This window comes from Sphingomonas sp. ABOLH (assembly GCF_003951715.1).
Taxonomy (GTDB): Bacteria; Pseudomonadota; Alphaproteobacteria; order Sphingomonadales; family Sphingomonadaceae; genus Sphingomonas; species Sphingomonas hankookensis_A.
Genome location: NZ_QQWV01000002.1, coordinates 143,947 through 159,007 on the forward strand (window position 1 = coordinate 143,947; position 15,061 = coordinate 159,007).

Consider the following 15,061-nt stretch of genomic DNA (forward strand, 5'->3'; position numbering starts at 1 on the left):
CTTGCCCGGAGAAGGGATTTTACCCCTGCCGCTTAGGCATTCGATCGGCCTATAGGCGGCATCCACGCCGTCTTCGGGAGTTTTCATGCCGTTCCGTTCGCTGGTCGCCCAGCCCGCCGACTCGCTGCTTCGCCTGATCGGGGCGTTCCGTGCCGACCCCCGAGCGCACAAGATCGACCTGGGCGTCGGCGTGTTCCGCGACGATCACGGCCATACCCCGGTGATGCAGGCGGTGAAGCAGGCCGAAATGCGCCTGATCGCGACGCAGGACAGCAAGGCCTATCTGGGGCCGGAGGGCGACAAGGGGTTCGTGGCGCTGCTCGAACCGCTGGTGTTCGGACGGGGTTTCCCGGCGGAGCGCCGCTGCGGATTGCAGACGCCGGGCGGCACCGGCGCGCTGCGGCTGGGCGCCGAGCTGCTGGCCAAGGCCGGGGTGCGCCGCATCCTGGTCGGCCAGCCGAGCTGGGCCAACCACGCTCCGGTCTTTGCCGCCGCCGGCATCGTCGTGGTGCCGCACGCGATGTTCGACATGGGCGCGCAACGTATCGACCTGCCCGCACTTCGCGCGGCAATCGGGCAGGCGGAGGCGGGCGACGCGATCCTGCTGCACGGTTGCTGCCACAATCCGACCGGGATCGATCCGACGGCGGAGGAATGGCGCGCGATCGCCGATGCGGTCGCGGACAGCCGGCTCGTGCCGTTCATCGACCTTGCCTATCAGGGGCTGGGCGACGGCATGGAGGCCGATGCCGCCGGCACGCGCATGGTGCTGGACGCGGTGCCGTTCGCGGTCGTCGCCTATTCGTGCGACAAGAATTTCGGGCTGTACCGCGAACGCACCGGCGCGCTGTGGGCGACCACGCCCGAGCCGCAAGCGCGCGACATCGTGCTGTCGAACCTGCTGGCGCTGGCCCGCGCCAACTGGTCGATGCCGCCCGACCATGGTGCGGCAGCGGTGCGGATCGTATTGGAAAATGAGCAGCTCGCCGCCGACTGGCGCGGCGAACTGGATGCGCTGCGTACCCGGTTGCAGGGGCTGCGCGGCGAGCTGGCGGCGCTGGGACAGGTGGGGTCGGTCGATCTCGCCCCACTGGCGCAGGGCAAGGGCATGTTCGCGACGCTGCCGCTGACCCCGGCGCAGATCGAATGGCTGCGCGCGACCCACGGCATCTACATGGCGGGATCGGGCCGGATCAACATCGCCGGCTTTGCCCCCGGCGACATCGCCCGGTTCGGCGAGGCGTTGGTCGACCTGGGTCGTGCCGGAATCGCCTGAGCTATCTGTCGGCTGAGCGGCGTGCGCTGACGATCACCAGCGCCGCCGCCACCAGCACTGCGCCGACCGCATCCATCGGCCCCAGCCGCTCGCCATAGGCCAGCCAGCCGATCGTCGCGCCGACCACCGGCTGCACCAGCAGGGCGAGGCCGACGACCAGCGGGCTGAGATGGCCCAGCGCGTAGATCATCAGCCCCTGCCCTGCGATCTGGCTGATCAGCGCCAGCGCGATCAGCGGGGTCCAGTGCTGCGGCATGATCGGCTCGCCCAGCGCCAGTGCGAACGCCAGCAACGGCAGCACGCTGGCGACACTCGACAGCGCCAGCGCGGGCAGCGGCGCCATCGTCCGCCGCACGCCGCGCATCACGATGAAATAGACCGCGTAAAGCACCCCGGCGAGCAGGCAGAACAGATCGCCGGCCAGATGGCGCGACGACAATTCCGCCGACCGGCCCAGCAGCAACAGGCCCCCGACCGCCGCCAGCAGCAGCGCCAGCCCCTGCGCCCGGGTCGGCCAGCGCCGCATCGCGATGAAGCCGTAGATCGGAAAGATCAGTACCGCGCAATTCCCGAACAGCGTGGCATTGGCCATGGTCGTGCGGCGAATGCCGATATGCCACGACCCCAGATCGATCGCGAAGGCCACCCCGCCGATCAGCAACGGCACCAGCAGCGCGCGCGTCGGCAGCAATGCCCGGCGGTCGCTCCATCCCGCCATCGCCAGCAGCACCGGCAATGCCAGCGCGATCCGCCAGAACGCCGCCGCCACTGGTCCGGTATCGGCCATGCGTACGAACCAAGGGCCGAATGCGAGGGCGATGTTCGCGCAGACCACGGCAACAATCGCGCCGCTCGGCGTTCTTGGGGGCGACATAGCATTTGTTTCAGGCGGGGCCGGCTGCATGCCGCCCCCTACCGCCCTATCTGTGCGACGTCGCCTGCCTTTGTGCAGCTTTCGGGAGTTTTCGTTTATGCCCAGTCTCTTCGATCCTATCGCGTTGGGCGATATCCAGGCGCCGAACCGGGTGCTGATGGCGCCGCTGACCCGGGGCCGCGGCACGCGTGAGCATGTGCCGACCGCGATCATGGCCGACTATTATGCCCAGCGCGCGTCCGCCGGCCTGCTGATTTCCGAAGGCACCGGGATCAGTCGCGAAGGGCTGGGCTGGCCGTTCGCGCCGGGGCTGTGGACCGACGAACAGGTCGAGGCGTGGAAGCCGATCACCGACGCCGTCCATGCCGCCGGCGGCCGCATCGTGACCCAGTTGTGGCACATGGGCCGGGTGGTCCATCCCGATTTCCTGGACGGTGCCGCACCCCTGTCCTCCTCGGCGACCACGGCGCCGGGCAAGGCGCATACCTATGACGGCAAGAAACCCTATGAACAGGCGCGCTCTGCAACGCTGGACGATATCGCGCGCGTGCTCGACGATTATTCGCGTGCGGCGCGCAATGCCAAGGCGGCGGGGTTCGACGGCGTCCAGCTGCACGCCGCCAATGGCTATCTGATCGACCAGTTCCTGCGCGACGGGGCCAACCATCGCGACGACGCCTATGGCGGCAGCCCGGAAAATCGCATCCGCCTGCTCGGCGAAGTCGTCGACCGGCTGATCGCCGAGGTCGGCGCCGGCCGGACCGCGGTCCGCTTCTCGCCCAATGGCGACACGCAGGGTGTGGTTGACAGCGATCCGGTGTCGGTGTTCGTGCCTGCCGCAAAGCTGCTGTCGGACAAGGGTATCGCCTTCCTCGAACTGCGCGAACCTGGCCCCGACGGCACCTTCGGCAGCGCGACCCAGCCGCGCGTCTCGCCCGAAATCCGCAAGGTCTTTGCCGGCCCGCTGGTGCTGAACCAGGATTATGATGGCGCGCGGGCGCAGGCCGAACTCGATAGCGGGATCGCCGATGCCATCGCCTTTGGCCGTCCGTTCCTCGCCAATCCCGACCTGCCGGCCCGGTTGGAGCGCGACGCGCCGCTCAACAAGGACGACATGGCGACGTGGTATTCGCACGGGCCGGAAGGCTATATCGACTATCCGACGCTGGAGCGCGAACCGGCCTGACGCCGCCGCCGCGCTGTCCGGCGTCCGGCAGCGCGGCGTAGCTCCGTAGCATCGCTGGTGCGGATCGTCTGGAGGGTCGAGCGGATCGACCGTCCCGGTGGCCCCCGCCATCACCAACGAAAAAGGGCGACCGTTGCCGGCCGCCCTTTTTCGTTCGGTTCGGATCGCGCGCCGATCAGGCGGCGGTCTTTTCCTTGTTATAGATCGCCGCAGCATCCCGCAGGATTTCGATGATCCGCTCCAGCGCCTTCGGCTCGTCGACCTGCTCCATCGCCGCCAGTTCGCGCGCCAGACGGCTAGCCGCGGCTTCGAAGATCTGGCGTTCGGAATAGCTCTGCTCGGGCTGGTCGTCGGCACGGAACAGGTCGCGGACCACTTCGGCAATCGACACCAGGTCGCCCGAATTGATCTTCGCTTCATATTCCTGCGCGCGACGCGACCACATGGTCCGCTTGACCTTGGGCTTTCCCTTCAGCGTTTCCATCGCTTCGCGCATCGTCTTGTCCGACGACAGCTTGCGCATGCCGACGCTTTCCGCCTTGTTGGTCGGAACGCGCAGCGTCATGCGTTCCTTTTCGAAGCGGAGCACATAGAGTTCGAGTTGCATGCCAGCGATTTCGCTACGCTGGAGTTCGATCACACGGCCGACGCCGTGCTTGGGGTACACGACATAATCGCCGACATCGAAGGACAATGCCTTGGCAGCCATTGGTAACCTTTCCGTGGTCGTCGTCCCGAAAGCATCGCTTACTGCCAACGCTGGATCGGGCGGCGGCAGGTCGGGCGACACGGGACGTTGCTAAAGGTGGTCTCCGGGCGGGGCATGAAACTGCCGCCGTCACGTGTGATTATAGCAACGTTGCAACAAAATTACCAGCGCAAAGCCGAAGGGCCGGAACCGCTGCTGCGGCCCGGCCTCGGTTTCACGTGGAACATGGTGGCTGGCGTCAGTCGCCCGCGCCAGGCTCGGCCGAGAAATGCTCGATCTTGTTCTCGACGCCCTTCCACTGATCGGCATCGGGCGGGGTCTGGTTGGCGTTGCGGGTCACGTTGGGCCACTGCGCCGAATAGGTGTTGTTCAGCTCCAGCCACTGCTCCAGCCCGCTTTCGGTATCGGGCAGGATCGCTTCGGCGGGGCATTCCGGCTCGCACACACCGCAATCGATGCATTCGCTCGGGTTGATGACGAGCATATTCTCGCCTTCATAGAAGCAATCGACCGGACACACCTCGACGCAGTCCATATATTTGCAGCGGATGCAGGCGTCGGTGACGACGTAGGTCATGGGTCCGTCCAAACTCCGAGAAATCGTATCGCGACCGCGTTATGCCGGGTCGTCGCCCCCGTCAACGGGGCCGGACCCTGTCGGTTCCAGCAGGGTGTAGAGCGTACGCGCTTCGGCGGGCGGCCCGCGTCGGATCGGCAACGCCTCGACCCGCAGGATATACACGCGGGCATCTTGTGGAAAGGCGATGACCATCCCGACGCGTACCGGACAATGCGCGCGCTCGATCCTACGGCCATCGAGGCGCAGCGTACCGCGTTCGGCGATCGCCTGCGCCGCGCTGCGCGTCTTGGCGAATCGGGCATACCACAGGAACATGTCGAGCCGCATGTGCGGCACCGGTTCCGGCGCGCGTGCCGCCATCAGCGGTCGAACCCCAGTTCAGCGAGCGCGGCAAAGGCATTGCCCGGTCGCGCGACCGGACGCGGGGTCGGCGTCGGTGCCCGGCGGCGCGCGGGTGCCCAGCGCCATTGGGGCACATCGCCCGCTGGCGCGCTCGGCCGGAAGCCCAGCTTCGCCATCAGCCGTACGATCGTTTCCGGCTTCAGCCCCATCGATACCGCCAGCGCCGGATCGGGGGCGAACGGCGCATGCCCCTTGCGCGCGTCATGTGCCGCCTGGGCCAGCCGTTCGATCAGGTCGACGCGTACCGCCTGCGGACCGAAGCGACGGAAGCCCCACGCCCCCTGCCCGACCGGCAGCACCGTCGCCCCGGTCGGCGCCAGCGGCTCGACCGGATGCCCGTCACGTGCCGCCAGCAGCGCAGCGCGCCACCGGGCCGCCGCCGGTTTGAAAAGGCGCGCATCGAACAGGTCGAGCGCGCCGATCAACACCCCTGCCTTGCGCAGCCGCCGCCGGTCGTCGCCGTCGAGCGGCGCCAGCATCACATCGAACCCGTCGCGCGGGGCAATGCCGCCGACCTCGGTCAGCGCCGCCGCGACCGCGCGCAGCGATCCGCTGGCCGCCGGATCACGCGCAAGGGCTGCCAGCGCGCCGAGCGTCGGTGCCCGGCGCGCGACATCGCTTTGCACCCAGGCTGCCAACCGGTCGCGCACCTGCCCCTGCGCCGTGCGGTCGAGCACGTAGAGGCTACGGTCCAGCGTCACCACCGGCCGGTCGAGCGTCGTGCCGCCGGTCAAGGTCGCGACGGTCAGCCCGTTCCACGTCAGTTCGGGCACCGCCCCCGGTTCGGCTGAGAGCGACAATTCGGCGTCCGTCGCCGCGACCAGTTCGGCGCCGCGCTTGCGCAGTTCGCCGGCCAGCCCCTTTTCAGCGGCGGCGATCAACAGCCTCTTGTCGGCGACGCGCGTGTCGGACGATACTTCGAACCGGAAGCCGGTCAGCCGGCCCAGCGCATGGCCATCGACGCTGACCGATCCGTCCGCCGCGACATCGACCGGCAGGTCGGCGGCACCGGCACCGATCCGCCGCAACAACACCGTCGTCCGCTGATCGACGAAACGCTGCCGCAACCGGTCATGGAGCGCGTCGGACAGCTTCTCCTCGACGCCGCGCGTCCGCGCCGCCCAATGTTCGGGGTCGAGCAGCCAGTCGGCGCGGTGGGCAATATAGGCCCAGCTGCGTGCCGCCGCGATTCGCCCGGCGATCGTCTCAACATCGCCGTTCATCTGGTCGAGCCGCTGCAGTTCGTCCGCGAACCATTGGTGCGGGATATGCCCCGCCCCTTCGCTCAGATGACCGAAGATTCGCCCGACGAAACGACTATGCGGGTCGGGGCCGAGCTTGCGGAAATCGGGCAGGCCGCACGCGGACCAGAGCCGCCGGACCATCGCCGGGGATCGCGTGCGGGCGCGGACCCAATCCTCCTCGGCCAGCCGTTTCAGCACGATCAGGTCGATCGCTTCCGGCGCGGCGGTCAGCACCGGATGGTTCGGTCGCGCTTCGAGGCTGTCGATCAGCGCGTCGATGCTGGAGAAGTCCGGCTCGCCGCTGCGCCAGTAGAGCCGTTCCAGCGGCGGCACATGATGCCCCTCGATCGCCAGCACTTCCTCCGGCGTAAAGGCGTTCGGCCCTTCCTCGACCAGCGCGCCGAAGGTGCCGTCGCGGTGGTGCCGCCCGGCGCGCCCGGCGATCTGCGCCATCTCGGCGATGGTCAGCCGCCGTTGCCGCCGCCCGTCGAACTTGCGCAGGCTGGCAAAGGCGACATGCGCGACGTCGAGGTTCAGCCCCATCCCGATCGCGTCGGTCGCGACCAGATAATCGACCTCACCCGACTGGAACATCGCGACCTGTGCATTGCGGGTGCGTGGGGACAGCGCACCCATCACCACCGCCGCACCGCCGCGCATCCGGCGGATCGCCTCCGCCACGGCATAAACCTCTTCGGACGAGAAGGCGACGATCGCCGACCGGCGCGGCAGGCGCGACAGCTTGCGCGCGCCGGCATAGCTGAGCGTCGAGAAGCGCGGACGCGAGATGATCTCGGCATCCTTCACCAGCGCGCGGACCATCGGTTTCAGCGAATCGGATCCGAGGATCATCGTCTCCTCCCGCCCCCGTGCGCGCAGCAGCCGATCGGTAAAGACATGGCCGCGTTCCGGATCGGCGCCCAGCTGCGCCTCGTCCAGCGCGACGAACGCCGTCTCCCGCTCCAGCGGCATCGATTCGGCGGTACACAGGAACCAGCGCGCCTTGGGCGGGACGATGCGCTCCTCTCCGGTCACCAGTGCGACATTCTCCACGCCTTTCATCGCGACGACGCGGTCGTAATTCTCGCGCGCCAGCAACCGAAGCGGGAAACCGATCATTCCCGAGGCATGACCGCACATCCGCTCGATCGCGAGATAGGTCTTGCCGGTATTGGTCGGCCCCAGCACTGCCGTGACCGGGCTACGCGCGAACTGGCTCATCTCGCACAACATCGGGGGTCGCAGGCGCCGGTGCAACGGGTTTCGCGGGTTCCCGCAAAGCTTTCGTCCGGTCGCAGCATTGCCACGCTCCGTCGCAGCCGAATCTGAGGCCGCCGTGGTTCATTTGACTTTAAAGTTTTGGCTTCACAGGGGAAGCAGACCGGGCCGGGTCGGGCGGCCGTCTCTGGGGGCTGGGTGTGTTCCTGCGCACCGATCATGGACTGGAACTGGCGGGCGGCACCAGCGCATTGCGCTTCGGGCGTGCCCCGGTCCTGTCCGCACCAGCCCGCACCGCCGAATGGCGCGGCCGTATCGAATCGTTTGACTGGACCCCGGATTTGGGCGCCGCAATCGGATCGCGCGACTGGTGGCGGGGCCTGGCGACCTGCACCGCATTATGCGCCGCCGTCTGGGCATTGGCACCGTCCTGGAACCGGCCGATCCTCAGCACCGTTCCCGCGCCGCTCGACGGCAGCGCGCTGGACGAGGCGCGCAGCCTGTCTTTCGGTGCAAGCGCGCTGGGCGGCACCAGCGGCATGCGGCTCGCCGCCACGTCGCGCGTCGTGCCGCTCGCCAACACCCCTGAACGGCCGATCGTCGAGGCGACCGCAACGCTGGGTGGCGGCATCGCCAGCGCGCTCGAACGTACCGGAGTCGGTGCCAACGAAGCGCGCGAGGCGGCGGCGCTCGTCGCAGGCCGGGTCGATCCGGCCGAACTGACACCCGGCACCCGGCTCGACATTACGCTCGGCCGGCGTGACAGCCCGTCCCAGCCGCGACCGCTCGAACATCTCGCTTTCCGCGCCAGGTTCGACCTCGCGCTCGAAATCGTCCGCGAAGGCGGTACGCTACGGCTCGATGCCCGACCGATCGCGATCGACCATACGCCGCTGCGCATCCGCGGCCGGGTCGGCGCCAGCCTGTACCGCGCCGCCCGCGCCGCCGGGGCCCCGGCCAAGGCGGTCGAATCCTATATCCGCACCGTCTCCGGACTCGTGCCGATGGGGCAGGTCGGACAGGATGATTCGTTCGACCTGATCGTCGAACAGGCCCGCGCCGCCACCGGCGAAGTCCAGCTGGGCCAACTGCTCTATGCCGGTCTTTCAGGACGCCGCGACGTGCGCCTGGTCCGCTGGCAGGATGGCAGCCGTACCGAATGGCTCGATCCCAAGGGCGTGGGCGAGCGCAAGGGTACGATGATGTGGCCGGTCGCCGCGCGCATCTCGTCCAATTTCGGCTGGCGTGTGCATCCGGTGCTGGGCTTCCGTCGCCTGCACAAGGGCATGGACTTCGCCGCCGCCTATGGCAGCCCGATCCGGGCGACCACCGACGGACGGGTGGCCAGCGCCGGCTGGCATGGCGGCTATGGCAATTTTGTGAAACTCGACCATGGCGGCGGTCTCGCCACCGGCTATGGCCATATGAGCCGGATCGTGGTGCGCGCGGGCAGCCGCGTGTCGCAGGGGCAGGTGATCGGCTATGTCGGGTCGACCGGTCTGTCGACCGGCCCGCACCTGCATTACGAGCTTTGGAAGAACGGCGTGCCGGTCAATCCACGGTCGGTGGCGTTCGCCACCGTGCAGCAGCTGCAGGGCGACGAACTGGTCCGCTTCCGCCGGCATGTCGCCGGACTGATGGGCGTCGCGGCGCGCTGACCCGCCTGCTTTGAACGGACTTCGGTCCGGCAACGGCGGAAATCGCTTGGTTGTATCCCGGTACCGGGATGGCGGATTACCGACCCTGGGTTCGCCAGCGGCGGATGGTACGGTCGACCAATGCGTCCTCGCCCCCTTCCTGCTGCCACATCTCGATAAAGGACGGCGACGCGGACGCGGGGCACAGCGCCGGTTCGAGCAGGTCGAACGACAGCCGGATCGGCGTCGTGACTCCTTCGCCGACGATGATGCACTCACGATTGCGCAGCGCCGGAATCGCGTCGAGCAAGCCGCGCGCATCTTCGGGCATCGCAGCACGGACGAATGCCTGATCGCGTTCATTATTGAGCCGCATGGTCAGGATCGTGCCGCATTGCGACAGCACGCCCTCGGCCAGATCGGACGGACGCTGGGTGATGAGGCCCAGCGACACGCCATATTTGCGGCCTTCCTTGGCGATCCGGCTGAGGATACCCGCCGCCGACGATCCCGATCCGGCCCGCTCGTTGGGGACGTAGCGATGCGCCTCCTCGCACACCAGCAGCACCGGCTTGCTCGTCTCACCCCGCGACCAGATCGCGAAATCGAACACCAGCCGCGACAGGACGGCGACGACGACCGAGGTGATTTCGGACGGCACCGCCGATACGTCGACGATCGAGATCGGCTTGCCCTGCGCAGGCAATCGGAACACGCGCTTCAGGAACGCCGCCATCGTGTCCGCGACCAGCATGCCGGAAAACATGAAGGCATAGCGCGGGTCGGAGCGAATTTCCTCCAGCCGCGCCTTCAACCGCAGATAGGGTGCGTTGTCGCTCCCCCGGTCCATCCGCGTCATTTCCGCCTGCAGGATCGCGGTCAGGTCGGACAACAGATAGGGAATCGGGGCATCGACGGTCAGGCGCGGAATATCCTGTGCCGCGCGGCTCTTGGCCTTCGCCGCAAGGATGCAGCGTGCGAGAATATCGGCTTCGATCTGCCGCGCGGATCCTTCCGACGTCAGCAGGATATCGCAATGTTCGTGAAAATTGAGCAGCCAATAGGGCAGCTGCAAATTGGATACGTCGAGCAATTCACCCTTGTCGGCGAATGCCTTCCCATATTCGCCATGCGGGTCGATCACGACGATATGACCGTGCGGGCTGTAATCGCAGATCCGGTGCAGGATCAGCGCAGCGGTGGTCGACTTGCCCGTGCCGGTCGACCCGACAAGCGCGAAATGCTTGCCGAGCAGTGGGTCGACATACAGCGCCGCCGGCAGGTCGCGCGTCATGTGCACCGTGCCGACGGTGATATGGGGGCGATCCTGCGTCGCATAGATTTGCCGCAGCACGTCGCGCGGGACCGGATAGACCGGCGATCCGGGCAGCGGATAGCGCGTCACGCCGCGGCGAAAACCGCGCATCCCCTGCCCGGGTGCGGGCTCATAGCCCTCCCCCATTAGGTCGACATCGGCGATCAGGTTCGATCCGTCATCCGCCAGCCGGGTCGAGCGGATGCCGGCCACTACCCAGATCTTGCCGATCTGCAATTTGACCAGCGACCCGACCTGTCCGGCCGGTTCGACGTCCGGTCCCTGCTGCGCCGCGAAGGCGGACAGGGCGTGCATGTCCAGCAGCAGCCGGCTCGACGCGCCCGATATGTCGAGCAGTACCCCGATGGTCGGCGCACGTTCGTCGGTTCCGGTGCTGGCAGCGCCGGACAGCGGCGGGCGAATCGGCATGTTCATGTCCATAACCTGCTCGCCTACCTGTAAATTTTGCGTATCAGATGCGCTCGCCGCTTAACCTTTGGCAAACCATGTCCAATTGTCCGAGCGTCGAATAGCCGATCGCGATCGATCCGCCCTTGTCGCCATGGCTGATCTGGACCTTCAGCCCGAGAACGTCGCCCAGCTGCCGTTCGAGTGCGCGCAGATCGGCGTCGCTCGCGCCGTCCTGGCTGGCACCTGCCGCCGGATCGCGTGGGGTGCGGGTCCGCTTGGCCTCGGGCTCGCGCGCCTGCCGCGCCATCCGCTCGACATCGCGTACCGACAGCCCCTTCGCGACCACCTTCTCGGCGATCGTCTCGGCACCGGGGACGTGTATCAGCGCGCGGGCGTGACCCATGCTCAGCCGCTGGTCGCCGACCATGTCCTGGATCGGCTTGGGCAATTCGAGCAGCCGCAGCAAATTGGTGACATGGCTGCGCGACTTGGCGACCAGATTGGCGAGCGCCTCCTGGGTATGACCGAACTCGTCGATCAGCCGGCGATAGCCTTCGGCCTCCTCGATCGCGGTCAGGTCGCGTCGCTGGATATTTTCGACCAGCGCGATTTCCATCGTCTCGGCATCGGTGAAGTCGCGGACGACCACCGGTACCTCGTGCAGCCGCGCCCGCTGTGCCGCCCGCCAGCGCCGTTCGCCGGCGACGATTTGATATCCCTTGCCATGCGGCCGCACGACGATCGGCTGGATCACCCCGCGCGCCGAGATCGATTCCGCCAGCTCGTCCAGCGCCGATTCGTCGAAGAATCGCCGCGGCTGGCCCGGCAGCGGCGACAGCGCGGTTACCGGCAGTTGTCGCACGCCGCTGGGCGGGGTCGATCCGCGCGCGGTCGAAACCTCGCCTTCGGGGTCGCCCAGCAATGAACTCAGCCCCCGACCGAGGCCCCCCATGCGCGGACGGCGCGGTGTCGCCTGCTCGCTCATGCCGCCTCCGCCAGGCTCGGTAGCCGTGCGATCACTTCACGGGCAAGCGCGATATAGGCTTCCGACCCTGCACAGCGATAATCGTAGATCAGCGCCGGCACGCCATGACTGGGCGCCTCGGACAGGCGGACATTGCGCGGAATCACCGTATCGAACACTACTTTCCCCAACACCGCGCGCACATCGTCCGACACCTGGTCGGTCAGCCGGTTGCGCCGGTCGTACATCGTCAACACCACGCCCAGGATCGACAGCCCCGGATTGAACCGCCCGCGAATCCGCTCGACGGTGCTCAGCAGCTGGCTCAGGCCCTCCAGCGCGAAGAACTCGCACTGGAGCGGCACCAACAGCGCATGGCTCGCTACCATCGCGTTAATGGTCAGCAGCCCGAGCGATGGCGGGCAGTCGATCAGGATCACGTCCCATCGCCCCCCGCTCGCCTCGACGACCCGGTCGAGCCGATGGGTGCGCGCCTCGAACTCGATCAGCTCGATCTCCGCCCCCGACAAGTCGACCGTCGCCGGCACGATCGACAGGCGCGGCACCTTGGTTTCGACCGCCGCTTCGTTCAGCATCAGGTCGCCGACCAGCAGGTCGTAGGTCGAATATTCGCGATCGTTGCGACCGATGCCGAGTCCGGTCGACGCATTACCCTGCGGATCGAGGTCGAGGATCAGCACGTTCAACCCGGTGGCGGCCAGCGCCGTACCGACGTTGATCGCCGTGGTGGTCTTGCCGACGCCCCCCTTCTGGTTCGCGATGGCAATGCAAATCATGCTTGGCGCACTCCCCTGGCGACCACGATCGACGATGTCGGATCGGTAATGCTATGTTCCACGTGAAACATTCCGCGCCAGTCGGCCTTCGCTTCGGCCAGCTCCTCGGTGGTGGAACGTCCCTTCGGCAACACCCATATCGTATCGGCGTCGCTATGCCGATGGCCGATCGCAAATAACGCGGCCAGTCGCGCGACCGCACGCGCGGTGATGATCGCCGCCGGGCAGTCGGCGGGCAACTTCTCGATCTTGGCCTGATGGACGACGACATTGGTCAGTCCCAGATCGGCCGCCATAACGCGCAGCAACGTGGCGCGTCGCGCGCGCGGTTCGACCAGCACGACAGGGCGATCGGTCAGGATGGCGGCGACGATCCCGGGAAAGCCTGCGCCCGATCCGATATCGATCCAGGCGCCTTCGTTCGCTGCGTCGGCCAGCGGCACCAGCTGAGCCGAGTCCAACAGATGCCGTTCCCAGATATGGTCGATCGTCGACGCCGCGATCAGATTTTGATGGGCGGTTTCCGCAACGATCCGATCCGCGAATCTTGCCAGCAACGCCGTACGTTCGACCCCGAAGCGGGTTTCGAGCCAGTCGCGCGCGTCCTGCTCGGTCATGCCGCCAGCTTCCCGCCACGATAATGCAGTAGGATCGCCACCAGCGCCGCCGGCGTCACCCCCTGTATGCGACCGGCAGCCGCGAGCGTTTCCGGCGCAGCCGAGGTCAATCGCTCCACCATCTCGTTCGACAGCCCCGGGACCGCGCCATAGGCGAAGTCGGCGGGTAGCACGACATGATCCACGCGCGCCGCGGCCAGCTCGGCCGCCTGCCGCTCGAGATAGGGAGCGTAGCGCGCATCCTCGATCAGTTCGCCCAGCACCTCGTCCTGCACATCAATGCCCAGATGTTGCGGCGTCACGCCGGGCACCAGCAACCATTCGCCGCCGCTGCGGGTATCGGTCCCGGTAACCGGCGCCCCTTTCGCCGCCAGCATATTGGCGCCGTGGCGCGTCGACAGCGCAGCCGCCAGGCTGGCGCGTCGCTCTTCGCGCTCCGTGTTGAACACGATCCGCTCGGCCGACAACAGGCCGGCCTGCGCACCGATCGCCCCCAACCGCGTCGCGGCATTGTCCGACCGCAACCGCAGGCGATATTCGGCGCGCGCCGTCATCATCCGGTAAGGCTCGGACACGCCCTGCAGCACAAGGTCATCGATCATCACCCCGATATAGCTCGACTCGCGCGGCAGGATCAGCGGGTCGAGACCCAGTGCCTCACCCGCCGCGTTGGCACCGGCGACCAGCCCCTGCCCGCCTGCTTCCTCATAGCCGGTCGTGCCGTTGATCTGCCCGGCGAAATACAGCCCGCCGAGCGCCCGCAGCGCCAGCGTCGCCGACAATGCGCGGGGATCGATATAGTCATACTCGACGGCATAGCCCGGCGTGACGATCTCGACCCGCTCGAGCCCCGCCACGCTGCGCAGCATCGCCAGCTGCACATCGGTCGGCAGCGAGGTCGACACACCGTTGGGATAGACCAGATGGGTGTCGAGCCCTTCGGGTTCGAGGAAAATCTGGTGCCCGTCGCGGTCGCCGAAGCGATGCACCTTGTCCTCGATCGACGGACAATAGCGCGGCCCCCGCCCCTCGATCGATCCGCTGAACAGCGGCGACCGGTCGAGCCCGGCTCGGATAATGTCGTGCGTCTCGGCCGTCGTCCGTGCGATCGCGCAGGCGAGCTGCGGTAACCGTTGCGCAGGATCGGACAGCGGCGACATGGTCCACACATCCGCGTCCGAAGGCTGTTCGGGTAGCGCCGCCCAGTCGATCGTCCGCCCATCGAGCCGGGGCGGCGTGCCGGTCTTCAACCGCGCGATCGGCAGCGACAGCTCGCGCAGCTGCTGACCCAATCGGGTTGCCGCTCGCTCCCCGACCCGTCCGCCGACCGACCGCTCCTCGCCCCGGAACATCGTCCCGCCGAGGAAGGTGCCGGTGGCCAGTACCACGGTCCGCGCAGCGATCCGGCTGCCATCAGCCAGCTCGACTCCCGTTACCCGACCGCCGCTGCTCTTCAGCGCAACGGTATCGCCGCCAAGCACCGTCAGCTTCGGATGCGCCAGCAGCGACCTAACCGCCGCAGCATACCGCACGCGGTCGGCCTGCACCCGCGGCCCCTGCACCGCCGAGCCCTTCGACCGGTTGAGCATCCGGTGATGGATCGCCGCCGCATCCGCCGCGCGGCCCATGAGCCCATCGAGCGCATCGATCTCGCGAACGATATGGCCCTTGCCCAGCCCGCCGATCGCCGGATTGCACGACATCGCACCGATCTTGCCGGGATCGAAATCGATCAACAGCGTCGTCGCACCCCGTCGCGCCGCGGCTGCGGCGGCTTCGGTGCCGGCATGGCCGCCGCCGACGATTACTACATCATAGGTCATGCTGTTCT

At 67.6% G+C, this 15,061-nt stretch carries 13 protein-coding genes; 3 read left to right on the forward strand and 10 right to left on the reverse strand.

What is annotated here, in order from left to right; all coding sequences use genetic code 11:
* Positions 1-85: 85 nt before the first annotated feature.
* Complete coding sequence (locus CA237_RS01670; protein ID WP_066692553.1) at positions 86-1,276, forward strand: aromatic amino acid transaminase; 1,191 nt, start codon at positions 86-88, stop codon at positions 1,274-1,276.
* A gap of 1 nt (position 1,277) precedes the next feature.
* On the opposite strand, the gene CA237_RS01675 is transcribed toward CA237_RS01670, so the two are convergent.
* A complete protein-coding gene (locus CA237_RS01675) occupies positions 1,278-2,150 on the reverse strand; it encodes a DMT family transporter (protein WP_269746916.1) in 873 nt (290 codons plus the stop codon).
* A 97-nt stretch (positions 2,151-2,247) separates the two neighbouring features.
* Here CA237_RS01675 and CA237_RS01680 point away from each other — a divergent pair, with 97 nt between their 5' ends.
* On the forward strand, positions 2,248-3,336 hold the full coding sequence (locus CA237_RS01680; RefSeq protein ID WP_066692556.1) for an alkene reductase: 1,089 nt from the start codon (positions 2,248-2,250) through the stop codon (positions 3,334-3,336).
* A 175-nt stretch (positions 3,337-3,511) separates the two neighbouring features.
* Here CA237_RS01680 and CA237_RS01685 read toward each other — a convergent pair whose 3' ends face one another.
* The 4 genes from CA237_RS01685 to CA237_RS01700 all read right to left on the reverse strand — a co-directional run bounded on the left by CA237_RS01685 (position 3,512) and on the right by CA237_RS01700 (position 7,492).
* Entirely contained in the window at positions 3,512-4,045 is a 534-nt protein-coding gene (locus tag CA237_RS01685; protein ID WP_055757298.1) for a CarD family transcriptional regulator, read from the reverse strand.
* A 238-nt stretch (positions 4,046-4,283) separates the two neighbouring features.
* Positions 4,284-4,622 carry a ferredoxin FdxA gene (gene fdxA, locus CA237_RS01690; protein WP_066692559.1) on the reverse strand — a complete coding sequence of 113 codons (339 nt, stop codon included), beginning with the start codon at positions 4,620-4,622 and terminating at the stop codon, positions 4,284-4,286.
* Positions 4,623-4,661: 39 nt separating this feature from the next.
* Positions 4,662-4,985: a S4 domain-containing protein gene (locus CA237_RS01695; protein WP_232308026.1), complete on the reverse strand. Its 324-nt coding sequence runs from the start codon at positions 4,983-4,985 to the stop codon at positions 4,662-4,664.
* The gene (locus CA237_RS01700) at positions 4,985-7,492 is read right to left on the reverse strand and encodes a helicase-related protein (protein ID WP_066692563.1); all 2,508 of its coding nucleotides are present in this window, start codon (positions 7,490-7,492) and stop codon (positions 4,985-4,987) included. Before CA237_RS01700 ends, CA237_RS01695 begins: the two co-directional genes overlap by 1 nt.
* A gap of 197 nt (positions 7,493-7,689) precedes the next feature.
* On the opposite strand from CA237_RS01700, the gene CA237_RS01705 reads away from it, so the two are divergent.
* Positions 7,690-9,147 (forward strand): M23 family metallopeptidase, encoded by a 1,458-nt coding sequence (locus CA237_RS01705; protein ID WP_126012514.1) that lies wholly within the window; start codon positions 7,690-7,692, stop codon positions 9,145-9,147.
* 76 nt (positions 9,148-9,223) lie between these two features.
* On the opposite strand, the gene CA237_RS01710 is transcribed toward CA237_RS01705, so the two are convergent.
* The 5 genes from CA237_RS01710 to mnmG are packed head-to-tail and all read right to left on the reverse strand — an operon-like array spanning position 9,224 to position 15,053.
* Positions 9,224-10,870 (reverse strand): ATP-binding protein, encoded by a 1,647-nt coding sequence (locus tag CA237_RS01710; RefSeq protein WP_066692835.1) that lies wholly within the window; start codon positions 10,868-10,870, stop codon positions 9,224-9,226.
* A gap of 43 nt (positions 10,871-10,913) precedes the next feature.
* The gene (locus CA237_RS01715) at positions 10,914-11,837 is read right to left on the reverse strand and encodes a ParB/RepB/Spo0J family partition protein (RefSeq protein WP_066692570.1); all 924 of its coding nucleotides are present in this window, start codon (positions 11,835-11,837) and stop codon (positions 10,914-10,916) included.
* Positions 11,834-12,613, reverse strand: a complete 780-nt coding sequence (locus CA237_RS01720) for a ParA family protein (protein WP_066692572.1) — start codon at positions 12,611-12,613, stop codon at positions 11,834-11,836. The genes CA237_RS01715 and CA237_RS01720 overlap by 4 nt, the downstream gene beginning before the upstream one ends.
* A complete protein-coding gene (gene rsmG / locus CA237_RS01725; RefSeq protein ID WP_066692579.1) occupies positions 12,610-13,230 on the reverse strand; it encodes a 16S rRNA (guanine(527)-N(7))-methyltransferase RsmG in 621 nt (206 codons plus the stop codon). Before rsmG ends, CA237_RS01720 begins: the two co-directional genes overlap by 4 nt.
* Complete coding sequence (gene mnmG / locus CA237_RS01730; RefSeq protein ID WP_066692585.1) at positions 13,227-15,053, reverse strand: tRNA uridine-5-carboxymethylaminomethyl(34) synthesis enzyme MnmG; 1,827 nt, start codon at positions 15,051-15,053, stop codon at positions 13,227-13,229. The genes rsmG and mnmG overlap by 4 nt, the downstream gene beginning before the upstream one ends.
* Positions 15,054-15,061 lie beyond the last annotated feature (8 nt).